The sequence below is a fragment of the Allobosea lathyri genome (assembly GCF_900108245.1).
Lineage (GTDB): Bacteria > Pseudomonadota > Alphaproteobacteria > Rhizobiales > Beijerinckiaceae > Allobosea > Allobosea lathyri.
The window spans coordinates 825530-849241 of sequence record NZ_FNUY01000001.1 but is presented as its reverse complement, the minus strand read 5'-3'; the positions used below and the strand labels follow the sequence as shown (position 1 = coordinate 849241).

Annotated in this window: 22 protein-coding genes; 9 read left to right on the top strand and 13 right to left on the bottom strand. The window is 65.8% G+C overall.

Features of this window, described 5'->3' with window-relative positions:
* The first annotated feature begins 171 nt into the window (after positions 1–171).
* From C4S73_RS03875 to C4S73_RS03855, 5 genes are all read left to right on the top strand, one after another.
* Entirely contained in the window at positions 172–1677 is a 1506-nt protein-coding gene (locus C4S73_RS03875) for an ABC transporter substrate-binding protein (RefSeq protein WP_103871101.1), read from the top strand.
* Between the two features lie 217 nt (positions 1678–1894).
* Entirely contained in the window at positions 1895–2839 is a 945-nt protein-coding gene (locus tag C4S73_RS03870; protein WP_103871100.1) for an ABC transporter permease, read from the top strand.
* Entirely contained in the window at positions 2839–3729 is an 891-nt protein-coding gene (locus C4S73_RS03865; RefSeq protein WP_103871099.1) for an ABC transporter permease, read from the top strand. Before C4S73_RS03870 ends, C4S73_RS03865 begins: the two co-directional genes overlap by 1 nt.
* 184 nt (positions 3730–3913) lie before the next feature.
* Positions 3914–5713 (top strand): gamma-glutamyltransferase family protein, encoded by a 1800-nt coding sequence (locus tag C4S73_RS03860; protein WP_103871098.1) that lies wholly within the window; start codon positions 3914–3916, stop codon positions 5711–5713.
* Positions 5714–5726: 13 nt separating this feature from the next.
* Entirely contained in the window at positions 5727–6455 is a 729-nt protein-coding gene (locus C4S73_RS03855; RefSeq protein ID WP_103871097.1) for a DUF1028 domain-containing protein, read from the top strand.
* Positions 6456–6702: 247 nt separating this feature from the next.
* Here C4S73_RS03855 and C4S73_RS03850 read toward each other — a convergent pair whose 3' ends face one another.
* The 12 genes from C4S73_RS03850 to C4S73_RS03795 all read right to left on the bottom strand — a co-directional run bounded on the left by C4S73_RS03850 (position 6703) and on the right by C4S73_RS03795 (position 18357).
* Positions 6703–7779, bottom strand: a complete 1077-nt coding sequence (locus tag C4S73_RS03850; RefSeq protein WP_103871096.1) for a D-TA family PLP-dependent enzyme — start codon at positions 7777–7779, stop codon at positions 6703–6705.
* Positions 7776–8234 (bottom strand): RidA family protein, encoded by a 459-nt coding sequence (locus C4S73_RS03845; RefSeq protein ID WP_103871095.1) that lies wholly within the window; start codon positions 8232–8234, stop codon positions 7776–7778. The genes C4S73_RS03850 and C4S73_RS03845 overlap by 4 nt, the downstream gene beginning before the upstream one ends.
* 42 nt (positions 8235–8276) lie before the next feature.
* A complete protein-coding gene (locus C4S73_RS03840; protein ID WP_103871094.1) occupies positions 8277–8801 on the bottom strand; it encodes a GNAT family N-acetyltransferase in 525 nt (174 codons plus the stop codon).
* Between the two features lie 25 nt (positions 8802–8826).
* On the bottom strand, positions 8827–9990 hold the full coding sequence (locus C4S73_RS03835) for an amidohydrolase/deacetylase family metallohydrolase (RefSeq protein WP_103871093.1): 1164 nt from the start codon (positions 9988–9990) through the stop codon (positions 8827–8829).
* Positions 9991–10045: 55 nt separating this feature from the next.
* Positions 10046–10432, bottom strand: a complete 387-nt coding sequence (gene vapC / locus C4S73_RS03830) for a type II toxin-antitoxin system tRNA(fMet)-specific endonuclease VapC (RefSeq protein ID WP_103871092.1) — start codon at positions 10430–10432, stop codon at positions 10046–10048.
* A gap of 11 nt (positions 10433–10443) precedes the next feature.
* Positions 10444–10680, bottom strand: a complete 237-nt coding sequence (gene vapB / locus C4S73_RS03825) for a type II toxin-antitoxin system VapB family antitoxin (protein ID WP_103871091.1) — start codon at positions 10678–10680, stop codon at positions 10444–10446.
* A gap of 67 nt (positions 10681–10747) precedes the next feature.
* Positions 10748–11683, bottom strand: a complete 936-nt coding sequence (locus C4S73_RS03820; protein WP_103871090.1) for an N-carbamoyl-D-amino-acid hydrolase — start codon at positions 11681–11683, stop codon at positions 10748–10750.
* A gap of 196 nt (positions 11684–11879) precedes the next feature.
* Positions 11880–12773 (bottom strand): ABC transporter permease, encoded by an 894-nt coding sequence (locus C4S73_RS03815; RefSeq protein WP_103871089.1) that lies wholly within the window; start codon positions 12771–12773, stop codon positions 11880–11882.
* 14 nt (positions 12774–12787) lie between these two features.
* Positions 12788–13729 carry an ABC transporter permease gene (locus C4S73_RS03810; RefSeq protein ID WP_103871088.1) on the bottom strand — a complete coding sequence of 314 codons (942 nt, stop codon included), beginning with the start codon at positions 13727–13729 and terminating at the stop codon, positions 12788–12790.
* A 27-nt stretch (positions 13730–13756) separates the two neighbouring features.
* Positions 13757–15355 carry an ABC transporter substrate-binding protein gene (locus tag C4S73_RS03805; protein ID WP_103871087.1) on the bottom strand — a complete coding sequence of 533 codons (1599 nt, stop codon included), beginning with the start codon at positions 15353–15355 and terminating at the stop codon, positions 13757–13759.
* Between the two features lie 218 nt (positions 15356–15573).
* Positions 15574–16986, bottom strand: a complete 1413-nt coding sequence (locus C4S73_RS03800) for an amidase (RefSeq protein WP_103871086.1) — start codon at positions 16984–16986, stop codon at positions 15574–15576.
* A gap of 141 nt (positions 16987–17127) precedes the next feature.
* On the bottom strand, positions 17128–18357 hold the full coding sequence (locus tag C4S73_RS03795) for a M20 family metallo-hydrolase (protein WP_103871085.1): 1230 nt from the start codon (positions 18355–18357) through the stop codon (positions 17128–17130).
* 161 nt (positions 18358–18518) lie between these two features.
* On the opposite strand from C4S73_RS03795, the gene C4S73_RS03790 reads away from it, so the two are divergent.
* The 4 genes from C4S73_RS03790 to mbfA all read left to right on the top strand — a co-directional run bounded on the left by C4S73_RS03790 (position 18519) and on the right by mbfA (position 22840).
* The gene (locus C4S73_RS03790; protein WP_103871084.1) at positions 18519–19913 is read left to right on the top strand and encodes an MATE family efflux transporter; all 1395 of its coding nucleotides are present in this window, start codon (positions 18519–18521) and stop codon (positions 19911–19913) included.
* Positions 19914–20168: 255 nt separating this feature from the next.
* Positions 20169–20870: a L,D-transpeptidase gene (locus C4S73_RS03785; RefSeq protein WP_103871083.1), complete on the top strand. Its 702-nt coding sequence runs from the start codon at positions 20169–20171 to the stop codon at positions 20868–20870.
* Between the two features lie 88 nt (positions 20871–20958).
* Entirely contained in the window at positions 20959–21759 is an 801-nt protein-coding gene (locus C4S73_RS03780) for a DUF2076 domain-containing protein (protein WP_103871285.1), read from the top strand.
* A 124-nt stretch (positions 21760–21883) separates the two neighbouring features.
* Positions 21884–22840, top strand: a complete 957-nt coding sequence (gene mbfA, locus C4S73_RS03775; RefSeq protein WP_103871082.1) for an iron exporter MbfA — start codon at positions 21884–21886, stop codon at positions 22838–22840.
* Between the two features lie 39 nt (positions 22841–22879).
* Here the strand turns inward: mbfA and C4S73_RS03770 are convergent, their stop codons facing one another.
* Positions 22880–23698 (bottom strand): L,D-transpeptidase, encoded by an 819-nt coding sequence (locus tag C4S73_RS03770; RefSeq protein WP_103871081.1) that lies wholly within the window; start codon positions 23696–23698, stop codon positions 22880–22882.
* Between the last annotated feature and the right edge of the window lie 14 nt (positions 23699–23712).

The window sequence follows — 23712 nt, the reverse complement described above, 5'->3', positions numbered from 1 at the left end:
GGACGAGATGTGGTGACCGTGCCAGCGATGCATCGCGACGAAAGACCGAGGAGAAGGCTGCGGGGCTGCGTGCCATCGTGGCCAAAGGTCTTCGTCGCATGTGCTTCGCCACCAGCGCGCAACGCCATCGACCGGACGCAAAAAGCGCAAGCATAACAACAGGGGATATTGATGAAGCTGCTGACCGTATTGGCCTCGGCCACCTTCCTGACGCTCTCCCTGCTGCCGGCCGCGGCACAGGCGCCCTCGACCCTGCGCATCGGGCTGCAGGAAGACCCCGACATGCTCGACCCGCACAAGGCGCGCACATTCGTCGGCCGCATCGTCTTCAAAGGCCTCTGCGACAAACTGCTCGACATCACGCCGGAGCTGAAGCTCGTGCCCCGGCTCGCCACCGAATGGAGCTTCTCGGCCGATGGGCTGACGCTGACGATGAAGCTCAGGACCGACGCCAAGTTCCATGACGGCGACGTCTTCAACGCCGAAGCCGCCAAGGCCAATCTCGAACGGGCCCGGACACTGCCCGATTCGCTGCGCAAATCCGAACTCGCCTCGGTCGACAGCATCGAAACGCCGGATGCCAGCACGATCGTGCTGAAGCTGAAGCGCCCCGACGCCACCCTGCTGGCCCAGCTCACCGACCGGGCAGGCATGATGCTGGCGCCCAAGAGCCTGGGCGGCGATGTCGCCGCCAAGCCGGTCTGCTCCGGCCCCTATAAATTCGTTGAGCGGGTGCAGAACGACCGCATCGTGCTGGAGCGGTTCAAGGAGCATTGGGAGGCGGCGAACTATCATTTCGACCGCATTCTCTATCGCTCGATCCCCGACACCACCGTGCGCCTGGCCAATCTGCGCGCCGGTGAACTCGACATGCTGGAGCGCCTGGCCCCGACAGACGTGAAATCGGCGCAAGCCGACAAGTCGCTCAAGGTCGCAAGCACCGCCAATCTCGGCTACCAGGGCATCACCATCAACACGAATAATGGCGATGCCGCCAAGCAGCCGATGGGCATGGACAAGCGCGTGCGTCAGGCGCTCTCGCTCTCGATCGACCGCAAGGTGTTGAGCCAGGTCGTGTTCGAGGGGCTCTACGAGCCGATGATCCAGCCCTTCAACCCCGGCAATCCCTATCTCAGCGCGGATTTCCCGGTGCCGGCGCGCGATGTGGCCAAGGCCAAGGCGCTGCTGAAGGAGGCCGGGCTGTCGAAGGTCTCGGTCGAGCTCTTCGTCACCAACAACCCGGTCGATGCGCAGCTCGGACAGGTCGTCCAGGCGATGGCGCAGGAGGCCGGCATCGACGTTCAGATCCGCTCGACGGAGTTCGCCAGCCAGCTGCGCGACCAGCAGCAGGGCAAGTTCCAGATGAGCCGCATCGGCTGGTCGGGCCGGATCGACCCCGATGGCAACATCCATCCCTTCGTCACCACCAAGGGCAACCAGAACGACGGCAAATACTCCAACGCCGAGGTCGACCGGCTGCTCGACGAGGCCCGCACAGTCTACGACGTCGCCGAGCGCAAGAAGCGCTACGACGCCGCGCAGAAAATCCTCCAGGACGAACTGCCGATCGTCTATCTCTACAACCAGACCGTCTTCTTCGCGCTGCGCTCGAACATCCAGGGCTTCGTGATCAATCCCGACGGGATGATCCGGCTTTCCGGGCTGAAGCGCTCGTGAGGATCGCTGCGCCCATGCAGGCAAACGCGCATCCCTTCCCCCTTCTGGGGAAGGGATTGGGGTCACCTCCAAAGCCACCCTCAGCCCTCATCCTGAGGAGCGCCGCCAGGCGCGTCTCGAAGGATGTTTCAGGAGGCTCTCGAACCATCTGGAGCATCCTTCGAGACGCCGCTGCGCGGCTCCTCAGGATGAGGGCTCATAGGAGAACAAGGCCGCCATGCTCACCCTGATCGGCCGCCGCATCGTGATCGCGCTGCCGACGCTGTTTCTGGTGTCACTTGGCGTATTCGCCCTGCAGCGCGCGCTGCCGGGGGATCCGTTCCTCGTCATAGCCGGCGAGGAACGCGACCCGGAGGTGATCGCCCGCCTGCGCGAAATCTACCGGATGGACGATCCCATCTTCGTTCAGTTCTTCGCCTGGCTCGGTCAGGTCGTGCAGGGCGATTTCGGGCGCTCGCTGCGCACGGGCGAACCGGTGCTGGGACTGATCTGGCAAAAGCTCGGCGTCACCGTGCAACTCGCGATCGCCTCGATGCTGGTCGCGATCGGCATCGGCTTGCCGGCGGGCATCATCGCGGCAAGGCGCAAGGACACCGCGGCCGACTATACGGCGAGCGCGGTCGCCTTGTTCGGGCTGTCGATCCCGCATTTCTGGCTCGGGATCATGCTGATCCTCGTCGTCTCCGTGCATTGGAAGCTGCTGCCGGCCTCAGGCTTCGAATCGATCTTCGTCGATCCAAAAGCCGCGATCGAACGGCTGATCATGCCCGCTTTCGTGCTCGGCGGCGGCCTTGCCGCCTTCATCATGCGCCATACCCGCTCGGCGATGCTCGAGGTGCTGCGCTCCGACTATGTCCGCACCGCCCGCGCCAAGGGGCTGGACGAGGATACGGTGGTGAACCGGCATGCCCTGCGCAACGCGCTGGTGCCGATCATCACCCTGTCGACGCTGCTGTTCGGCGAGCTGCTGGCCGGCGCGGTCTTGACCGAGCAGGTCTTCACCATTCCCGGCTTCGGCAAGCTCATCGTCGACGCCGTCTTCAACCGCGACTATGGCGTGGTGCAGGGCGTCGTGCTGTGCACCGCGATCGGCTTCATCCTGATGAACCTGCTGGCGGATATTCTCTACGTCCTCGTCAACCCGCGACTGAGGAGCGGCTGATGGCGGATGTGATCCTCGAGGCTGCCACGCCGGCCGGCGCGATCGAGCCGGCGCCGCGCCCGCGCCGAAGCGCTCTGGCCAAGCTGTTCCGCAATCGCTCGGCCCTGATCGGCGGGGCGGTGGTTCTCATCTTCGTGCTGATGGCGGTGCTTGCGCCGCTGCTGCCGCTGGCCGATCCGCTGAAGTCGAATTTCCTCGCCATCCGCAAGCCGCCATCCGAACTCTACTGGTTCGGCACGGACGAGCTTGGCCGCGATCAGGTCTCGCGCCTGTTCTACGGAGCGCAGACCTCGCTGCTCGCCGGCATCGTCTCCGTCCTGATCGCTTTGGCGATCGGCATCCCCTTCGGCTTGCTCGCAGGCTGGTATGGCGGCTGGATCGACATCGCGATCTCGCGCGTGACCGAGGCGATGCTTGCCTGTCCCTTCCTGATCCTGGCGATCGCCTTTGCCGCCATCCTCGGGCCGTCGCTGACGAATGCGATGATCGCGATCGGCCTCTCGGCCGTGCCCATCTTCATCCGGCTGGTGCGCGGCCAGGTCATGAGCGTCAAGGCGGAGGATTTCGTCGAAGGCGCGCGCTCGATCGGCGCGCGCGACCTGCGCATCATGTTCGTGCATGTGCTGCCCAACACGATGTCGCCCATCGTCGTGCAGTCGACGCTGTTCATGGCGCAGGCGATCATTCTGGAGGCCTCGCTGTCCTTTCTCGGCCTCGGTCAGCAGCCCCCCGCTCCGTCCTGGGGGCAGATGCTGAATGTCGCCAAGAACTTCATGGAACAGGCGCCCTGGATGTCTGTCGCGCCCGGCGTCGCCATCTTCGTGGCGGTTCTCGGTTTCAATCTGCTCGGCGACGGCCTGCGCGACGCGCTCGACCCGAAGGAGGGGTGAGATGACGCATCTTTCGCCGGCGAACCCGCCAACTCTCTGTCATCCTGGCCGTAGCGAAGCGGAGTGCCGGGATCCATCATAGGGCGCGCTCTAGGATGGATCCCGGATCTGCGCGGCTGCGCCGCTTGTCCAGGATGACGGCACAACCCCGTTTTTGCCTTTCGTTTTTTTCAGGACTGCACTCATGTTCACCACCCGCCCCGAAATCCTCGGCACCTTCGGTGTCGTCACCTCGACGCATTGGCTCGCGACGGCCTCAGGGATGGCCATGCTGGAAAAGGGCGGCAACGCTTTTGACGCCTGCGCGGCCGCCGCCTTCGTGCTGCAGGTGGTCGAGCCGCATCTCGTCGGCCCCGCCGGCGACATGCCGGCGGTGTTCTATTCGGCGAAATCGAAGAAGGTCGAAGTCCTCTGCGCGCAAGGACCGGCGCCGGAAGCCGCGACGATCGAAGCCTTCAAGGCGCTCGGGCTCGATCTGGTGCCGGGCTCGGGCCTGCTTTCGACAGTCGTGCCCGGCGCCTTCGGCGGCTGGATGACGCTGCTGCGCGATCATGGCCGCCTGCCCCTGCGCGAGGTTCTGGAGCCGGCCATCGGCTATTTCGAGAACGGGCATCCGATGCTGCCGCGCGTCTCCGATACGATCGGCACGCTGACCGACCTGTTCACCAAGGACTGGCCGACATCGGGCGCTGTCTACCTGCCCGGCGGCAAGGTTCCCGAAGGCCGCAAGCTGTTCGGGAACACCGCGGCAGCCGAGACCTACAAGCGCATCCTGAGCGAGGCGGAAGCCGCAGGCGGCGATCGCGAGACGCAGATCCAGGCGGCCTATGACGCCTGGTACAAGGGCTTCGTCGCCGAGGCGATGGACAAGTTCTGCCGCACGACCGAAGCGCTGGATTCGTCTGGAAAGCGCCATAAGGGGCTGCTCACCGCCAATGACATGGCGCGCTGGCAGCCGAGCTACGAGACCCCCGCCAGCGTGACATATCATGGCTGGGAGGTGTTCAAGATCGGCCCCTGGGGACAGGGTCCCGTCTTCCTGCAGACGCTGAAGATCCTAGAGGGCTTCGACCTCGCCGCGATGGGACCGACGAGCGCTGAGTTCGTCCATCATGTCGTCGAGGCGATGAAGCTCGCTTTCGCCGACCGCGAGGCCTATTACGGCGACCCTGATTTCGTGAAAGTGCCGCTGACGACGCTGCTCTCGGAAGACTATGCGCGCGGCCGGCGCAACCTCATCAGCGAAAAGGCCTCGCATGACTTGCGGCCGGGCACGATCGCCGGCTTCGAGGATCAGGTCGCGCGCATGCTGGCGGGCGTGCGCATCGCCGGCCAGTCGGGTAAGGGCGGCGCCAGCGTCGGCGAACCCACCATGGCCTCGATGGTCGCGGCCGGGCGGCGCGGCGATACCGTCCATATCGACGTGATCGACAAATGGGGCAACATGATCGCGGCGACCCCCTCGGGCGGCTGGCTGCAATCCTCGCCGGTCATCCCTGAGCTCGGTTTCCCGCTGAATTCGCGCGCGCAAAGCTTCTGGCTGGAGGAAGGGTTGCCGTCCTCGCTCGCTCCGTTCAAGCGTCCGCGCACGACGCTGACGCCCTCGCTGGCTTTCGAGAACGGCGAGCCGCGCCTCGTCTTCGGCACGCCGGGCGGCGACCAACAGGAGCAGTGGCAGCTCGGCATGTTCCTGCGCCGGGTCCATCACGGCCTCAACCTCCAGGAAGCGATCGACCTGCCGCTGTTCCACACGCAGCACTTCCCCTCCTCGTTCTATCCGCGCGAGGCGCGGCCCGGCCATATGATGGTCGAGGAGAGCATCGGCGAGGCGGCGCTGGCCGATCTGGAGCGGCGCGGCCACGCCGTCGAGCGCGCGCCGGAATGGACGGTGGGGCGGCTCACTGCCGCAGAGAAGAGCGCCGACGGCCTCTTGCGCGCCGCAGCGACGCCGCGTCTGATGCAGGCCTACGCGGCTGGACGGTAAGGAAACTGCGCCTATGACATGGTCCATCGTCGCTCGCGATGCGGCAACCGGCGCCTTCGGCGTCGCAGTCTCGACCTGCGCCTTCGCCGTCGGCTGGCGCGTGCCTTATGGCGGCGGCCGGATCGGCGCGATCGCGACGCAGGCCCTCGTCAACCCGCTCTATGGCGTCGACGGGCTGCGACTGCTGCAGGAGGGGCGCTCGGCCGTCGAGATCGTCGCGACGCTGACGGCCGCCGATGAAGGCCGCGGCCATCGCCAGTTGCATGTCATCGACCGCGAGGGACGGATTGCGGCCCATACCGGCTCGGCCTGCATCGACTGGTGCGGCGCGGTGCACGGGCCGCAGGTCTCCGTCGCCGGCAATATGCTCGCGGGCCCGCAGGTCGTGGAGGACACGCTGAAGGCCTATATCGCGGCCTCCGCGCTCGATTTCGACGAGCGGCTGCTGGTCGCGCTCGAAGCGGGCGAGAAGGCCGGCGGCGACAAGCGCGGCCGGCAATCCTGCGCCATCCGGATCTGGGCCGGCGAACCGGTGCCGAGCTTCGACATCCGCGTCGACGATCATGCCGACCCGCTCGCCGAGTTACGCCGGCTTTGGCGGCTTGCGCACCAGCGCGCCGTCCCCTTCGACCGGGCACTGCCTTCGCGCGCCCGGCCCGCCGGCCTCACCGATCGCGCCGAACTCGACAAATTCTGCGAGGACTACGCGTCGGCCTGGAATGCGCGACATCCGCAAGGCTGACCTGGCGCAAGGCTGACCTGGCGCAAGGCTGACCTGGCGCAAGGCTGACCTGGCGCAAGGCTGGTCTGGAACGATGACGATCCAGGCCGGCATCAAGCTGGCGGCGGCCAGGAGATCGCGCTCGGTCGCCCGTGCAAGCTTCGGATTCGATCGTGAAAGGCTCCAGAATTCTGCAGAACTGAGAATTCCGGAGCCCTTGCGGCATCATAGCGTCGTGGTTTGAGCACGGCTCAAGCCAGCCTGATACTCAGGTCAGCTTGCCTCGCGCCGCCACCGGCAGCTCTCCGATCAGCTTGTCGCCGCGCACGGTGATCAGCCGGTCGACCATGTTGACGACGACGCAGACATGGTTGGGGATGATCCGCACGACCTCGCCGACATTGGGCCGCTCATTGCTGGCCGCAAGGTCGAGGAAGCCATGCTCCTCGGCAAAGCGGGCGATCTTCGCAGCCGGATATTCGAGGATGTAGCCATGGCCTTCGAGGCCACCGGTGTCGCTCGTCAGGGTCTTGGAGCCTGAATCGAGGATGCCGCGCTCTGGTCCCGCCCGGCTCACCACAGTCGCGTAGACGGTCAGGGCGCAATCGTCGAGGCTGGCGACGCCGGCTGCGACCTGCATCCTGTCGTTGAAGATCGAGGTGCCGGCGCGGTGCTCGGTCGAGCCCTTCAGCTTGCCTATATTGGGGATATTGGGCGAGCCGCCGGTCGAGATGATGCCGGCTTCCAGCCCCGCATCGCGCAGGCCGGCATTGGCAGTGTCGAGGAATATCTGCGTGCGCTCCCAGCCATCCTCGGGCGGATACATCAGGAAGCCCGCGAAGGTCAGTCCCTTCGAGCCCGCGATCATCTTCGCCAGTTCGACAGCCTCGGCCGGCGTCTCCACGCCGGCGCGCTTGCGGCCGGTGTCGCATTCGACCACGACTTCGAGATCGCGCCCGGCGATCGCCGCCGCGCTCGGCAGGCCGGCGATGGTGACGGGGTTGTCGGCCGCCACGATCATGCGGACCCGACGCTGCAAGGCGCCGAGGCGTCCGAGCTTCTCCTCGCCGAGAATGTTGTAGCTGATCAGGATGTCGTCCATCCCGCCATCGGCCATGATTTCGGCCTCGCCCAGCTTCTGGCAGGTGATGCCGCGTGCGCCGGCCTCCCGCTGGAGGCGCGCCAGTTCCGGCGATTTATGCGTCTTGATATGGGGGCGGTTGGCGACGCCGGCCGCATCGCAGGCGGCCTGCAGGCGCGCGATATTGGTCTCGACCTTGTCGAGATCGATGACGACGGCCGGCGTCCCGTAGACGCGGGCGATTTCTTCTGCGAGCGCGGTCACGGCAGCACCTTGATGATGACTTCGATTTCGACGGTGATATTGCCGGGCAGCGAGCCCATGCCCACGGCCGAGCGGGCATGGCGGCCATTCTCGCCGAGCACCGCGACCAGCAGATCCGAACAGCCGTTGATGACCTGGGGCTGCTCGCCGAATTCCGGCACCCCGTTGACCATGCCCAGCAGCTTGATGACCTCGACCTTGTCGAGCGAGCCGGCGGCTTCCTTCATCGCCGCCAGCAGGCCGAGCCCGACCAGCTTGGCATGCTCATAGGCCTGCGCTGTGGTGACGTCGCCGCCGACCTTGCCGGTCGCCATGGTGCCGTCGGGAAGGCGGGGGCCCTGGCCCGAGAGATAGACGACATCGCCCACCCGCTTGAAGCGGACATAGTTCGCCATCGGCGAGGCGACCTGCGGCAAGGCCAGGCCAAGCTCTTTCAACTTCTGTTCGGCGCTCATCGGCGTCTCCTCATCCAGCCCGCATTTGCGGCGCGTTTCACGTCAGGCATTCAGTTCGCGCACCATGTAGCACGCGGTATCGTCATAGCTTGCGAGCTTGCGGTCGAGCGCGGCGTCCTGCACGGCCTGAAAGCCCTGGCGCTGCCAGAAGCCGAGCGACTGGTTGACCGCGACCAGCGAGAGGCTGGAGCAGCGCGCCTCCAGCGCCAGATCAGCAAGGCGCCGGACCACCTGCTCCGCCGCCCCTCGGCCACGCGACGTCGGCAAAAGCGCGAGGTCGTGGATGTACCAACTCGATGCATCCTCCGGGATGGCACCCAGAAGCGTGTTCAGCTCTGGCGGCTGACCGAGCCGCCAGCGGTGGCTCACGATGTAGCCAACAAGGCGCCCGCCATCCCCGAGGCAAAGACAGCCGGAGGGCGACAGAAGAAGGCGCTCGGCGAAGACCGCCTCCTCCTCCGGATAGGCCGGGTGAACCTTTGCGGCGATTGTCATGACATCCGCCAGATCGGCCGGCGTCATGGCACGCCAGACAGCTCCCTGCCCCGCTGCGGCTGCTTTCGTCATCGCGGTCGCATTTACGCGTTCCAGCTCAGCCCTGCACGGCGGCGAATTTGCGCGAGCGCTTCGGATGCCACCACTTGCCCTTCAGGACGACGCCCTCGGAGGCGATCTTCCTGTCGCCGATCAGATGCTCGCCGACCACGTCGACATAGTCGAACTTGCCTTCCTTGATCGTCAGGATCGTCGCGTCGCCAAGCGAACCGACCTTGAGCGAGCCGTATTCCGGGCGCTTCAGCGCCATCGCCGCATTCACGGTCGAGGCCGCGATGACATTCTTGAGGCTCATGCCCATGACGAGGAATTTCGACATGGTGGTGACCTGGTCATAGGCCGGGCCATCGATGCAGAGCTTGTGAACGTCCGACGAGATCACATCGGGCTCGAAGCCGTTGGCCAGCATGGCGCGCGTCGTCTTGAACGAGAACGAGCCCTTGCCATGGCCGATGTCGAAGATGACGCCGCGCTTGCGGGCCGCCAGCACCTCCGGCTTGATCGTGCCCTGCGCGGTCGCCGGGGCGTTCGGGAAGGGGCGGAAGGCGTGGGTCAGCACATCGCCCGGCCTGAGCATGTTGATGACCTCCTCATAGGACGGAGGCGGATGGTCGATATGGCACATCAGGGGCATGCCGACCTCGTTGGCGACCTGCAGCGCGATGTTGAGCGGCACGGTGCTGGAATTGCCCGAGGCATGCAGGCCGACACGCACCTTGATGCCGACGATCAGATCGCGATTCTTGTCGGCGACCTCGACGGTATCGATCGGGTTCATCATCCGCAGATCGCCGCTCTCGCCGACCATGACGCGATGGTCGAAGCCATAGATGCCGGCATGCGAAACGTGGAGATAGGCGAGGATACGCGCCTGGCTCTTCTCGATGACGTGCTTGCGGAAGCCCGGCCAGTTGCCCGGCCCGGCGCTGCCGGTGTCGACGGAGGTGGTGACGCCCGAGGCGCGGCAGAACTCGTCGGCGTCGATGCCCAGCGAGGTGCCGCCCCAATAGACATGGGTATGCAGGTCGATCAGGCCGGGCGAAACGATGTAGCCGGAGACGTCGCGGATTTCCGTGGCGCCTTTGAGGTCCTTGCCGAAGCCCGAGACCTTGCCGTCGGTGAAGGCGACGTCGAGGACGCCGTCATGGTTCTGCGAGGGGTCGATGACCCGGCCGCCCTTCAGGATGAGATCATGGGTCACGGTGGGTCCTCTCAGGCTGGCTTCGAAATGGATTTGCGGGACGGAAGCGGCATCATCAGACCCAATTCTCGACGCGCAAGCCGGGCATACGGTCGAATTCCCGGCGGTTGTTGGTGACGATGATCAGGCCTTCGCTTCGGGCATGGGCGCCGATCTGGGTGTCGTAGGGGCCGCAGGGCGTTCCGGCCCGCTCAAGTTCAGTACGGAGCTGGCCATAATGGCGCGCAGCCGCCTCGTCGAAAGGCAGAACCGTGACCCGCGAAAGGAATACGTCGAGTTCGTCGAGATTCTGACGCCGGCGCTCCGATTTCTCTGCGCCATAGGCGAGTTCCCCCACTGTGACGCTCGAAATGCATATTTTGCCGTCGAGGACGAGGAAGCGGTCCCTCGGAATCGGATCCCGATCTCGCATCACATAGATGCAGATATTGGTATCGAGCATATGGGTGAGCGTCACAGCGGCTCCCGCTCATCGGCCGGTGGCTGGACGCGCTCCACCATAAAGTCGTCGCTGGCCCGCGTTCCCCGATCGAAATAGTCGTCCCAGCTTTTGCCTTTCGGCACGATGAGAACGCCCGAGCCCTGTCTGATAATCTCGACCTCGGTCACCTCCGGCGGAAAGGCGAGTTCCTTAGGCAGGCGCACGGCCTGGCTGCGGTTGGTCATGAAAAGTTTTGTGGTCGCTACCATCGGACACCTCCGTATATCCCATTAGGATATACATATAACCTGCCCCTGTTCCCGGCAAGTCGCATACTCACGTTGGCCCAACCGCGCCCTTGCGCTCGACGATCAGCCCATAGGCCTGCGGCTCGCGGTGCCTGGCGAAATTGAAGGTCGAGTTCTTGTAGCTTTTGCCGAGATCGAGATCGCAACGGGCGATCACCAGCTCGTCGCCCTCGCTCACAGCCTGCGCCACGACCTCGCCGGTCGGTGCGATGATGCAGGAGCCGCCGATCTGGTCGACGCCGGCCTCCAGCCCCGCCTTGGCGACGCCGACGACCCAGGTCGCGTTCTGGTAGGCGCCGGCCTGCATCACGAGCTGGTTGTGAAAATTGCTGAGGCGATCATGGTCGGGCGCCGGCGGATTGTGTTTGGGCGTGTTGTAGCCGAGCACGATCATCTCGACATCCTGCAGGCCCATCGTGCGATAGCTCTCGGGCCAGCGCCGGTCGTTGCAGATCATCATGCCGATATTGGCATCCATGGTGCGCCAGACCGGCCAGCCGAGATTGCCGGTCTCGAAATAGCGCTTCTCGAGATTCTGGAACGGGTTGGCCGGCTTGTGGTCGGGATGCCCCGGCAAATGGATCTTGCGGTACTTGCCGACGATCGTGCCCGTCTTGTCGACCAGGATCGCCGTGTTGAAGCGGCGCTTGCGGCCGTCCTCGAAGGCGAGCTCGGGATAGCCGAGATGGAAACCGATTTCGAGCCGCACCGCTTCCGCGAAGAGGGGCGCGGTCTCGTTCGAGGGCATGGCGCTCTCGAAATAGGAGTCGATCTCGTCCTCATTCTCCATCCACCAATGCGGGAAGAAGGCGGTCAGCGCGGCCTCGGGAAAGACGACGAGATCGCAGCCATGGCCCTTGGCCTGGCGCATCAGCGCGATCATGCGGGCAACGGCGGAGGCGCGGTTTTCATCGCGCTGGATCGGGCCGAGCTGGGCTGCGGCGACGGTCAGGATGCGGCTCATCGCAGGAGGTCTCGCGTGTGCCGGCGAAGGATGGCCCGGCAAAGGATGGCCCGGCAAAGGGTGGATGGCGCGTCAGGCATGGTGGGGATGCTCGGCTGGGCATGGCCGGCGCGTCAAGCGCCGGCGGGAGAGGGTAGGGTTGCTCTGACGGACTGCCTGTCGAGGCGTCCAGGGCCGGTCGTCAGATGCGCTCGCGTCAGATGCTTTTGGCGAGCCTGGGGTCGAGCGAGTCGCGCAGGCCGTCGCCGAGCAGGTTGACCGCGAGCACGGTGATCGAGAGGAAGATCGCGGGGAACAGGATGATGTGCGGCCGGACCTGCCACAGTGCCCTGCCCTCGGCCATGATGTTGCCCCAGGACGGCGTCGCCGGCGGAATACCGGCCCCGATGAAGGACAGGATGGCCTCGACGATCATGGCGCTGGCGCAGATATAGGTCGCCTGCACGCTCATCGGCGCGAAAGTGTTGGGCAGGATGTGGCGGAAGATGATCCGCGGCGTCCTGGCGCCGTTGGCGATCGCCGCCTCGACATAGGGCTGCTCGCGCAGCGAGAGCACGACGCCACGCACGAGCCGGGCCACGCGCGGAATCTCGGCGATGGTGATGGCTATGATGACGTTCTGCACAGAGCCGCGCGTCAGGGCCATCAGGGCGATGGCGAGCAGGATCGGCGGGATCGACATCATGCCGTCGATGATGCGCATCACGATGCCATCGGCGATGCGCACGAAACCGGCAAAGAGCCCGATGCTCAACCCGACGATCGAGGAGAGGATGGCGACGCTGAAGCCGACCAGCAGCGAGACCCGCGCGCCATAGACGACGCGGGAGTAGATGTCGCGGCCCAGCATGTCGGTGCCGAACCAGTAGAGTTCGGAGGGAATGCGGGTGCGCCGCGAGGTTGCGATCGCGGTCGGATCAACCGTCCAGAGCAGGGGCGCGAAGATGCCGATCAATGCCATCAGCACGAGGAGGGAGCCGCCGATGGCGACGGAAGGGTGCCGGCGCAGATAGCGGAAGAACCGGGTCCAGCGGCCGGCGAGCGGCGCGATCACCTCAGGGGCGGTGGCGAGGCCGGCCGGAGCCGACATGGAGGTCTGCGTGGTCAATAGCGTATCCTCGGATCGACGAGCGTATAGGTCAGGTCGATGACCAGGTTCACGAGCACGTAGACCAGGCTGAACATCAGGACGACGCCCTGGATCACCGGATAGTCACGTCTCAGGATGGCATCGACCGTCAGGCGGCCGAGACCAGGGATGGCAAAGACGCTCTCGGTGACGACAGCGCCGCCGATCAGCAAGGCGATGCCGATGCCGATGATGGTGACGATCGGCACCGCGGCATTCTTCAGCGCGTGCAGGAACAGCACCTCGCGCTGGCCGACGCCCTTGGCCTGCGCGGTGCGGACATAGTCCTGCTGGAGAACTTCCAGCATGGTAGCGCGGGTGATGCGGGCGATCAGCGCGATATAGACCAGGCCGAGCGTGACAGCGGGCAGGATCAGGTTGCGCAGCCAGGGCCAGAAGCCTTCCGACAATGGCGTGTAGCCCTGCACGGGAAGCCAGTCGAGCTTCAGCGCGAAGACATAGGCGAGCAGATAGCCGACGACGAAGACGGGCACGGAAAAGCCGAGCACCGCGAAGGCCATGGCCGAGCGGTCGATCCAGGTTCCGGCCTTCCAGGCCGCGATGACGCCCATCGGCACGGCAATCGTCACCGCGAAGATCAGCGTCAGCACCATCAGCGACAGCGTCGGCTCGATGCGCTGGGCGATGAGTTGCGTCACCGGCAGCGAGGTGAAGATGGAGGTGCCGAGGTCGCCCTGCAGCACCCTGAAGGACCATTCGGCGAAGCGGACGAGATAGGGCCGGTCGAGCCCGAGGCTCAACCGGATCTTCTCGACATCCGCGGGGGAGGCCTGGTCGCCGGCGATGACGGCGGCCGGGTCTCCCGGCGCGATATAGAGCAACGAGAAGACGAAAAGCGCCACGAAAGCCATCACCGGGATGGTCGTAATGATCCGTCTGACAATAAAAGCTAGCATCGTGACGCGTTCAATCCGTTTACGAGGTCAGGCTTTCGAGACGCCCCAGAAGAAGGGCAGCGGGCCGCTGGTCACGCCCGTGACGTTCTTCCGCCAGGCCTGGTAGCCGAGGTAGAAGCCCGTCGGGGCATAGACGACCTCTTCCATGGCCGCCTTGTTGAGCCTGGCCATCGCCGCCTTTTCCTCGGCGACGTCCTTGGCGTTGAACCAGTTGGTCACCTCGGTCTCGACGGCGGGAACGTTGGGCCAGCCGAACCAGGCCTTGTCGGCATTGGCGCGGATCGCGGTGTAGGAGGACGGGTTGATGCAGTCGGCGCCGGCATGCCAGGTGTGGAACATGCTCCAGCCACCCTGCCCCGGAGGCGATTTGGAGGCGCGCCGCGAGCCGACCGTGCCCCAGTCGGTGGCGACGAAATCGACGTTCATGCCGATGCTCTTCAGGAGCTCGGCCGTAACGTCGCCCATCGCCTTGGTGGCGGACATGTCCTGCGCGACGACGCAGACCACAGGCTCGCCCTTGTAGCCGGACTCGGCCAGGAGCTTCTTGGCGGCCGCGACATTGCGCTGCTTGAGGATATCGCCACCCTCCTCGGTGTAGAGCGGGGTGCCCGGCGTGAAGAAGCTCGGCAGCGCCTTCCAGAGCTTGTCGTCGTCGCCGACGATCGAGCGCATGTAGTCTTCCTGATTCAGCGCGGTCAGCACCGCGCGGCGCACCTTCACATTGTCGAAGGGCGGGAACAGGTGGTTCATGCGGAAGGCGCCGATATTGCCGAGGGGATCGCCGATATCGACATTCAGGTTCTTGTTGGCCTTGAGCACCGGCACGAGATCCGACAGCGGCGTCTCCCACCAGTCGACCTCGCCGTTCTGCAAGGCGGCCGAGGCCGTCGCCGGATCGGGCATGATCACCCATTCGATGCGATCGAGCAGCATGTTCTTGCCGCCGGCGAGCCAGTCCGCTTTTTCGGAACGGGGCACGTAATCGGCGAATTTCTCGAACACGGCCTTGGCGCCCGGCACCCATTCGGCGCGGGCGAACTTCATCGGGCCGGAGCCGACATATTCGGTGATCTGCGTGAACGGATCGGTCTTGGCGATGCGCTCGGGCATGATGAAGGAGCACGGCGCGTTGTTCTTGGCGAGCGCCAGCAGCATCTTCGGGTAGGGCTGCTTCAGCGACCACTTCCAGCTGCGATCGTCGACCGCCACCAGCTCGTTCTCGATCGCCTTGATCATCAGGCCCATCGGATCGCGGGCCTGCCAGCGCTTGAGGCTCTGGACGACGTCCTTGGCGAGCACGGGCGTGCCGTCATGGAATTTCAGGCCGGAGCGCAGCTTGAAGGTCCAGGTCAGGCCGTCCGACGAGACCTCCTCGCCCTCGACCATCTGACGCTGGGGCTGGAACTTCGAATCGATGCCGTAAAGCGTGTCCCAGACCAGCGCGGCCGCGTTGCGGACGACATATTGCGTCCCCCAGATCGGGTCGAAATTGGCGAGGTTCGCCTGCGGCACGAACCGCAGGGTCTTGGCCGCCGCGCCTTGCGACAAGGCTGGCATCGCCAGCCCGCTGGATGCGGCCAGCACGCCGGCACCCGTCGCGGATTTCAGAAATGTCCTGCGATCCATCACTCGTTCTCCCCTGAAGCGGCAACCTCTAGTCGGGTAACCTTGGCGCGAGTTTGGGCAGAAAAATCGTCCATGACAACACGCTTGGCCCGGCACCTATGGTCAAAGGAGGCGGTGCAGGGTTCGTGCCAGACGGAACCTGTTCAGGGGACCCCCGGGAAATTCGACAGGGCGTGCCTGCTTTCGATAGCGAACGGCAGAAAATTGCGTTGAATCGGCTAAACCGTTTTAACGGGCGCATCGACCCGCGCGAATGGTCGCAAATTTTCAAATGCGGCAGCGGCGCGTAAAACCAGTGCATCGCGCCCGAAAGCGCCGACAAGCTGCAATCCCGCCGGCAAACCGGCAGCCGTCAGCCCGCAAGGCAATGAGATCGCGGGGGCCTGCGTGATGTTGAAGGGATAGGTGAACGGCGTCCAGCGCGTCCAGTCCTCGCCATAGGCGCCATGTCCGGGCGTGTTGCGGCTGACAGCAAAGGCCGGCAGCGGCAGCGTCGGTGTCAGCAGCAGATCGAAGCGTGCATGAAATTGCGCCATGTGATGGGCAAGTGCATTGCGCTGGTTGAGCAGGGCATCGACATATCCAGAGGCCGGGATGCGCTCGCCCTGCTCCGCTACCGCGACGAGACCTGGATCCATCCGCTCCCGATCCGCCGCGCTTGCGCTGCGCAAAGCGAGGGCAGCGCCCGATGACCAGATCGTCATCAGGGTCTCGATGGGATCGTCGAAGCCGGGATCGACCTCCTCCACCGTCGCACCGAGATCGCGGAAGGCCATGGCGGCGGCACGCGTGAGGGCCGCGATTTCCGGATCGACCGTCACATCGCCGCCGAGGCGAGGCGACCAGGCCATGCGCAGGCCCTTCACGCCGCCAGCGAGGGCGGCGACATAGTCGGGCGGTTCGTCGATCATCGCGGTCATGTCGCGATTATCGGGCCGGCCGATCGTGTTCATGGCCAGCGCAGTATCGGTGACGGTGCGGGTCAGCGGGCCGAGATGGGCGAGGAAGCCCATGGTCGACACCGGATAGGCCGGGACGCGGCCATAGCTCGGCTTGAGGCCGACCACGCCGGTGAAAGCGGCGGGGATGCGCACGGAGCCGGCGCCGTCAGTGCCGATATGAATGCAGCCGAGATTGAGTGCGGCGCAGGCGGCTGCGCCCGAAGACGAGCCGCCGGGGCCGGTCGCGATATCCCAGGGATTGCGGGTGATGCCCGATAGCGGCGAATCGCCGACGCCCTTCCAGCCATATTCGGGCATCGTCGTCTTGCCGAGAAAGACCGTGCCGGCCTCGCGCAGGCGAGCCGTGGCAGGCGAATCCTCGGGCCAGGGCGCGGAGGATGCAAGCGCGGAACCGCGGCGCATCGGCCAGCCGGCGACGCCGATATTGTCCTTGATGGTGACGGGGACACCATCGAGCGGGCCAAGCGGCGCGCCCTTGAGCCAGCGCGCCTGCGAGGCTTCCGCCATGTTTAGCGTGATCTCTGCGTCGCGCACGACGAAGGCGTTGATATCGGGCTCGAAGCGCTCGATCCGGTCGAGCGCATCCTTGGCGACCTCGACCGGCGAGAGTTCACGATCGGCGTAGAGCTTGCCGAGTTCGACGGCGGAGAACGAGGCGATTGTCGTCATGAGGCTGGGCTCCAATCATAGAGATAGTGTGAACCGCATCCCGTCATTGCGAGCGTAAGCGAAGCAATCCACGGGGACGTAGAGCTCTGCCGTTCCTGGATTGCTTCGCTTGCGCTCGCAATGACGACGAGATCGTATCAATCACGCGTTCGCCACGCGCCACGCCGCGCTGAGGAGCACATTGGCTCCGGCGACCATGTCCTCGTCGGTGCTGAACTCCGCCGGGTTGTGCGAGAGCCCGCCGATGGACGGGATGAAGACCATCGCCGTCGGGCACAGCCGCGACATCATCTGCGCGTCATGCCCGGCACCCGAGATCATCCGGCGGATCGGCAGGCCGAGTTCGGTCGCGCTCTGCTCGACGCCGGCGATCAGCTCTTCGGTGAAGGGCGTGGCGGGGAAGCGGGCGAGGTCGCGGAAGCTGATCGCGATATCGTCGCGCTCGGACAGTTCCGCGCAAAACTTGCGCACCGCCGCCTCCGCCTGCGCCAGCGGCGCATCGAGCGGATTGCGCAGATCGAGCGTCATCACCACCGTCTCGGGCACGACATTGACGTTACCCGGCTGGACACGGATGACGCCGCAATTGGCGAGCTGACCGGGTATCGTCTTGGTCAGTTCGTTGGCGAAGATGTTGATGCGCGCGGCGGCCAGCCCCGGGTCCTTGCGATAGACCATCGGCGTGGTGCCGGCATGGCTGGGCCTGCCCTTCAGGGTCAGCTCCAGCCAGCAGATGCCCTGAATTCCGGTGACCGCACCCAGGCCGCCGCCTTCGCTCTCCAGAACCGGTCCCTGCTCGATATGCATTTCGAGATAGGCATGGGCTTTCAGGAAGCCCGGCTGCTCGGCGCCTTCATAGCCGATGCGCCTGAGCTCGGAACCGAGCACCACACCATCGGAATCCTTCTCTGCATGGGCGGCCTCGACGCTCATGCCGCCGGCCCAGACATAGGAGCCGAGCATATCCGGGTGGAAGCGCGCGCCCTCCTCGTTGGTGAAGGCGATCACGGCCATGTCGCGCCTGGGCGTCAGCCCGGCATCGCGCAATGCGGCCAGCACCTCGACACCCGCGATGACGCCAAGCGCGCCGTCGAAGCGCCCGCCGGTGCCGACCGTGTCGATATGCGAACCCAGGATGACGGCGGGCCCCTCCTCCTGCCCCTTCAAGATGCCGACGATGTTGCCGATTGCGTCGATCTTCACGGCGAGTCCGAGCGCCTGCATCTGCCCGACCAGCCAATCGCGCCCCTGCTTGTCCTCATCCGATAAGGCGAGGCGCCGGCAGCCGCCTTCAGGCGTCGCGCCGATCTTCGAAAGCTCCGCCAGCCGCGACACCAGCCTCGCGCCGTCGATCCGCAGATTGCTGCTCATTCGCTTTCGTCTCCATCAAGGCCAGCAAGGCAAGGCGCATCAAAAGTGGGCACCCAGGCAAGATGCAGGCCGGGCTGGCGCTTGTCGACCCGCCCACGCGCATCGGGCCGGCGCATTCGTCGCTGTCCTGTGCGGGCAAGGAACGCTAGAAGCGACGCCCCATGTCCGATCTCGCCATCCGCGCCGCGACGACGAACCCTTGGCTTGCCGAGGCGAAGGCGATGCTCGCGCTGAGCTGGCCGATGGTCCTGACCAATGTCGCGCAGACGGCGATGACGGCGACCGATGTCGTGATGATGGGCCATCTCGGGCCCGATCAGCTCGCGGCCGGTGCGCTCGGCTCCAATCTCTACATGGCCGTGCTGATCTTCGGCATCGGTGTGATGAGTGCGGTTTCGCCGATGATCGCGATCGAGCTCGGGCGCAACCGCCATGCGGTGAGGGATCTGCGCCGGACGGTGCGGCAGGGTTTCTGGGCCGCGGCGACGCTGGTCGGCCCGATGTGGCTGTTCCTCTGGCAGGCCGAACCGATCCTGCGGGCGATGGGCCAGGACGCAGGGCTATCGAAGGCGGCCGCCTCCTATGTCCACACGCTGCAATGGAGCCTGCTGCCGTTCTTCCTCTATCTCTCACTGCGCGGGTTCGTGACGGCGTTGCAGCGCCCGTTCTGGGCCTTCGCCGTCGTGCTGTTCGCGGTCGGCTTCAACGTGCTGGCGAACTGGTGCCTGATGTTCGGCCGGCTCGGCTTTCCTGCGCTCGGCCTGCCCGGCTCGGGCCTGGCGACCGCCCTGTCCTCGACGCTGATGTTCCTCGGGCTCGTCATAGCCGTGTCGGTCGACCGGCGCTTCCGGCGCTATCGCTTGCTTGGCCGTTTCTGGGTTCCCGATTGGCAGCGCTACCGGGCCTTCTGGCATCTCGGCCTGCCGATCGGCGCGACGCTCGCCTTCGAAGTCGTGATCTTCAACGGCGCCGCTTTCCTGATGGGCCTGCTGGGCCCGACATCGCTTGCCGCGCATGCGATCGCCATCCAGATCGCGTCGCTGACCTTCATGGTGCCGCTGGGTATCGGCCAGGCCGGAACGGTCCGCGTCGGGCGCGCCTTCGGGGCGGGCGACAAGGAGGGTGTCAGGCGCGCGGGAACGACGGCAGTCGTGCTCGCCATCGGCTTCATGACCGCGACGGCGCTCGTCATGTTGCTGGCGCCGCAGGTTCTTGTCGGCCCCTTCCTTGATGCGACCAAGCCGGGATCGCGCGTCGTCACCGAACTCGCGATAACCTTCCTGTTCTATGCGGCGATCTTCCAGATCGCCGATGGCGCGCAGGTCGTCGGCGCCAGCATTCTCAGGGGCCTGGGCGATACCCGCCTGCCGATGATCTATGCCGGTGTCGGTTATTGGGGGATCGGCCTGCCGCTCTCGATGCTGCTCGGGTTCTGGACCCCGCTGGCCGGCATCGGCATCTGGATCGGCCTTGCGGTGGGGCTTGCGATCGTCGCCGTGCTGATGCTGCGGCGCTGGTGGGCGCGCGAGCGGCTCGGTCTGGTTGCGCTGGGCTGAGCCATTTGGTGCTGTGGCCGTTTCGCAACAGCTGTTGCCGGCCACATTTTCGCCATATTACGCCCACCCCACGGCCATCTCCACCGCCTTGAACAGGGTCATACGGCGCCGCTGATGGAACAGAAGCGCTTTTTCACCGTTAGTGTTCGCCCTTCGCAAGACCAATAAGCAGAGCCAAACTTCATGTCCGCCGACGCCTCCGACCGCCTTCCCCCTTCACACGCTCCCTTGCCTTCGCGACGCCTCGCGGTCGCGATGCTGCCGCTATTCCTCGCGGCATGCGTCAGTTCGCGGCCGCAGCCTTTCGAGGTTTCCCGCGCTCCGGCCATCAGCCCGGAATATCTGGAGATGTATGGCGAGCGGCCGGACGAGAAGTTTCCGCTTCCCGAAACCGATCTCTCGGAGGTCGACCCGCGCTTCCTGCGCAAGGACGTCGCCTATCAGACGCGTGAGCAGCCCGGCACGATCGTCGTCGACACCGACAACCGCTATCTCTACCTCGTTCGCGAGAACGGCCGCGCCATCCGCTACGGCATCGGCGTCGGCAAGCAGGGCATGTCCTGGCGCGGTCGCGCCACGGTCGGCCGCAAGGCAGCCTGGCCGCGCTGGACCCCAACAGCGGCCATGGTCGCGCGCGATCCCGAGAAGAACGGCCCCTGGGCCGGCGGCATGCAGGCCGGCCTCGACAACCCGCTCGGCGCCCGCGCGCTCTATCTCTACCAGGGCGACCGCGACACGCTCTATCGCATCCATGGCACCTCGGAGCCGTGGTCGATCGGCAAGTCGGTGTCGAGCGGCTGCATCCGCATGTTCAACCAGGACATCATCGACCTGCACAGCCGCGTCCCGACCGGCACCTCCGTTGTGGTGCTCAACCGCGGGCCGTTGCTGAAGCCCCAGCCGGGCGAGACCTTCGACGAATTCACCTCCGACCCTTCCGACGACGGCGTTCTGTAGTTTTCGGACCGCCTTGATACCGTCACAGGCAGGCACCACCTCTTGAGCGGCGGCGCAACCGCGCCGCCCGCAATGAGAGGAGATGACGATGACGCCGCAAGAACGCGACGTGATCGCCGGGATTTTCGACCGCCTGACGCAGGCGGCCAACCAGCCCCGCGACCCCGAGGCTGAAAACTTCATCGCCGAGCGCCTGCGGGCACAGCCCTACGCGCCTTATGCCATGGCACAGGCCGTCTATGTGCAGGAGCAGGCGCTGACCAACCTGCAGGCGCAGGTCGAGGATCTGCAGGCGCAGGTTCGCGACCTCCAGACCCGTCCGCCCGAGGCTCCCGCCCAGTCCGGCGGTTTCCTCTCCGGCATCTTCGGTGGCGGCGCCCAGCCGGAGCGTCCCCGCTCCGTGCCGTCCTTCCCGCAACGCGCCGGTCAGGCCCCTTCGAGCGCCTGGAGCGGACAGCAACCGGGAACGATGCAGGCGGCACCGGGCATGCAACCTGCCCCCGGACAGCCCGGCCCGGCAGCACAGCAGCCCGGCCCCTGGTCCAATCAGGCGGCTCAGCAGCCTCCGGCCCGTGGCGGCGGCGGCTTCATGGCGACCGCGCTCACCACAGCTGCCGGCGTTGCCGGCGGCATGATGCTGGGCAATGTGCTGACCAACGCCTTCGGCGGCGGCAACAAGCCCGGCGAGGCGAAGGCCTCGGAAGCGAGCAGCACCGCGGCGGAAAAGCCCGCCGACACCAATACGCAGGCGGCCAGCGACACCACCAACTATGATGATGGCTCGTCCAATGCGGCGAACTATCAGCAGGCTGCCAATGAGGCGCCGGTCGATGACGGCTATGACGACGGCTCCAGCTTCGGCGGAGACGACGACGATAGCTGGGCCTGATCGCGCAGCACCATTCCAAACGACGAAGAACGGCCCGCCCTCCCGGCGGGCCGTTTTCATATTCCGGCCTTCCCATCGCGCGACATCAGTATTAGATTAGAATTATTCTAATCTATGGTGAACCATGAAACGCATCGATGAGCTGGACGAGGCCGAGGTTCTTGCGCTCGCCATCGCCAATGAGGAGGAGGATTCGCGGATCTATCTCTCCTTCGCCAATCGGCTTCGGCCGCTCTACCCCCATTCCGCTGGGGTTTTCGAGGAGATGGCGAAGGAGGAGCAGAGCCATCGCCACGGCCTGCTCACGCTCTACGAACGCCGCTTCGGCAAGGAGCTGCCCTATATCACGCGGCAGGACGTGAAGGGCTTCCTCAAGCGCAACCCGGTCTGGTTAATGGACGGTCTGCGGCTCGATACCGCCCGCGCGCAGGCGGGTCTGATGGAAGAGGAAGCGTCGCGCTTCTACGCATGGGCCGCCGAGCGGGCGCGCGACGTCGAGACCCGCAGGCTGCTGGCGGACCTTGCCGAGATCGAGAAGAGCCATGAGAGCCTGGCGCTGCGGCTCGGCGAAACCATCATGACGCCCGACGCTGCCGCCGAGGAAAGCCAGACGCGCCGTCGGCTTCTCGTTCTGCAGATCGTACAGCCGGGCCTCGCCGGGTTGATCGACGGCTCGATCTCGACCCTCGCACCGATCTTCGCCGCCGCTTTCGCGACACAGAACTCCTGGGACGCCTTTCTCGTCGGCCTCGCCGCCTCGATCGGAGCCGGGATCAGCATGGGCCTGACGGAAGCGCTGTCGGATGATGGCGCCATCACCGGGCGCGGGCACCCTTGGGTGCGCGGAGCCGCCTGCGGCATCGCCACCACGGTGGGCGGGCTCGGCCACACCCTGCCCTATCTCATTCCCGATTTCTGGACGGCGACAGCGATCGCCGGCATCGTCGTCGCGATCGAGCTCATCGCGATCGCGTGGATTCGCTGGCGGTACATGGAGACGCCGTTCACCTCGGCGATCGTCCAGATCGTGCTAGGCGGCCTGCTCGTGCTGGCCACCGGCATCTTCATCGGCAGTTCGTGACGCAGGCGGAAGCGATTGCGCTCCCGCCTGTCGCGGGCCTCAGATCACCAGCACCTTCGCGCCGACGCGGACCCGCTCGTAGAGATCGGTGACATCGTCATTGGTCATGCGGATGCAGCCCGAAGAGACCGCCTGGCCGATGGTGTGCGGCTCGTTGGTGCCGTGAATGCGGTATAGTGAGGAGCCGAGATACATCGCGCGCGCGCCCATCGGGTTTTCCGGGCCACCGGCCATGAAGCGCGGCAGATCGGGCCGGCGCTTCAGCATTTCGGGCGGCGGCGTCCAGGTCGGCCATTCGGCCTTGCGGCTGACCGTCTTCATCCCCGCCCAGGAAAAGCCGGGACGGCCGACCCCGATGCCATAGCGCAGCGCCCGCCCGCCCGGCTGGACCAGGAAGAGGAAGCGCTGCGGCGTGTCGATGATGACGGTGCCCGGCTTGTAGGGGCCGTCATAAGCGACCTCCTGCTTGTGAAAGCGGGGGTCGATGACCCGCTCGATCGGGCGTTCCGCCGCGATCGGCTCGCCCAGCGCCGCCATACGCCGCCCGGGTGTGCGCGCCTGCCGCGCCTGCTCGAAGGGATCGGCCTCATAGCCTGCCGGCGCACGCGCGCTCTGTCCGTAAGCGGAGTAGCCGCCCGGCCGGTTGTAAACCGCCCCGCCCCGGCCGCCCTGCGGCGTGGGATCCCGGCCGGTCATCAGCATCTCGATGAAGCCGCCACCGTAATTGCCGCGCCCCGACGAGGCGGTCGTCATAGGATCGGCAGGCCTGGGATAGGCGTAGTTCTGCGCGGAGGCCGGCCCCGCAAGGACGCAGGCTCCCGACAGGACAAGGAGCGGAACGAAGAGGACTGGACGCATGACGCAACTCTCTC

Coding starts and splice junctions, on each gene's coding strand:
- C4S73_RS03875 (WP_103871101.1), top strand. CDS start 172: ATGAAGCTGCTGACCGTATTGGCCTCGGCCACCTTCCTGACGCTCTCC.
- C4S73_RS03865 (WP_103871099.1), top strand. CDS start 2,839: ATGGCGGATGTGATCCTCGAGGCTGCCACGCCGGCCGGCGCGATCGAG.
- C4S73_RS03840 (WP_103871094.1), bottom strand. CDS start 8,801: ATGACGAAAGCAGCCGCAGCGGGGCAGGGAGCTGTCTGGCGTGCCATG.
- C4S73_RS03790 (WP_103871084.1), top strand. CDS start 18,519: ATGTCCGATCTCGCCATCCGCGCCGCGACGACGAACCCTTGGCTTGCC.
- C4S73_RS03845 (WP_103871095.1), bottom strand. CDS start 8,234: ATGAGCGCCGAACAGAAGTTGAAAGAGCTTGGCCTGGCCTTGCCGCAG.
- C4S73_RS03785 (WP_103871083.1), top strand. CDS start 20,169: ATGCTGCCGCTATTCCTCGCGGCATGCGTCAGTTCGCGGCCGCAGCCT.
- C4S73_RS03800 (WP_103871086.1), bottom strand. CDS start 16,986: ATGACGACAATCGCCTCGTTCTCCGCCGTCGAACTCGGCAAGCTCTAC.
- C4S73_RS03810 (WP_103871088.1), bottom strand. CDS start 13,729: ATGCTAGCTTTTATTGTCAGACGGATCATTACGACCATCCCGGTGATG.
- C4S73_RS03870 (WP_103871100.1), top strand. CDS start 1,895: ATGCTCACCCTGATCGGCCGCCGCATCGTGATCGCGCTGCCGACGCTG.
- C4S73_RS03815 (WP_103871089.1), bottom strand. CDS start 12,773: ATGTCGGCTCCGGCCGGCCTCGCCACCGCCCCTGAGGTGATCGCGCCG.
- C4S73_RS03795 (WP_103871085.1), bottom strand. CDS start 18,357: ATGAGCAGCAATCTGCGGATCGACGGCGCGAGGCTGGTGTCGCGGCTG.
- C4S73_RS03805 (WP_103871087.1), bottom strand. CDS start 15,355: ATGGATCGCAGGACATTTCTGAAATCCGCGACGGGTGCCGGCGTGCTG.
- C4S73_RS03855 (WP_103871097.1), top strand. CDS start 5,727: ATGACATGGTCCATCGTCGCTCGCGATGCGGCAACCGGCGCCTTCGGC.
- C4S73_RS03860 (WP_103871098.1), top strand. CDS start 3,914: ATGTTCACCACCCGCCCCGAAATCCTCGGCACCTTCGGTGTCGTCACC.
- C4S73_RS03770 (WP_103871081.1), bottom strand. CDS start 23,698: ATGCGTCCAGTCCTCTTCGTTCCGCTCCTTGTCCTGTCGGGAGCCTGC.
- vapB (WP_103871091.1), bottom strand. CDS start 10,680: ATGGTAGCGACCACAAAACTTTTCATGACCAACCGCAGCCAGGCCGTG.
- C4S73_RS03820 (WP_103871090.1), bottom strand. CDS start 11,683: ATGAGCCGCATCCTGACCGTCGCCGCAGCCCAGCTCGGCCCGATCCAG.
- vapC (WP_103871092.1), bottom strand. CDS start 10,432: ATGCTCGATACCAATATCTGCATCTATGTGATGCGAGATCGGGATCCG.
- mbfA (WP_103871082.1), top strand. CDS start 21,884: ATGAAACGCATCGATGAGCTGGACGAGGCCGAGGTTCTTGCGCTCGCC.
- C4S73_RS03780 (WP_103871285.1), top strand. CDS start 20,959: ATGACGCCGCAAGAACGCGACGTGATCGCCGGGATTTTCGACCGCCTG.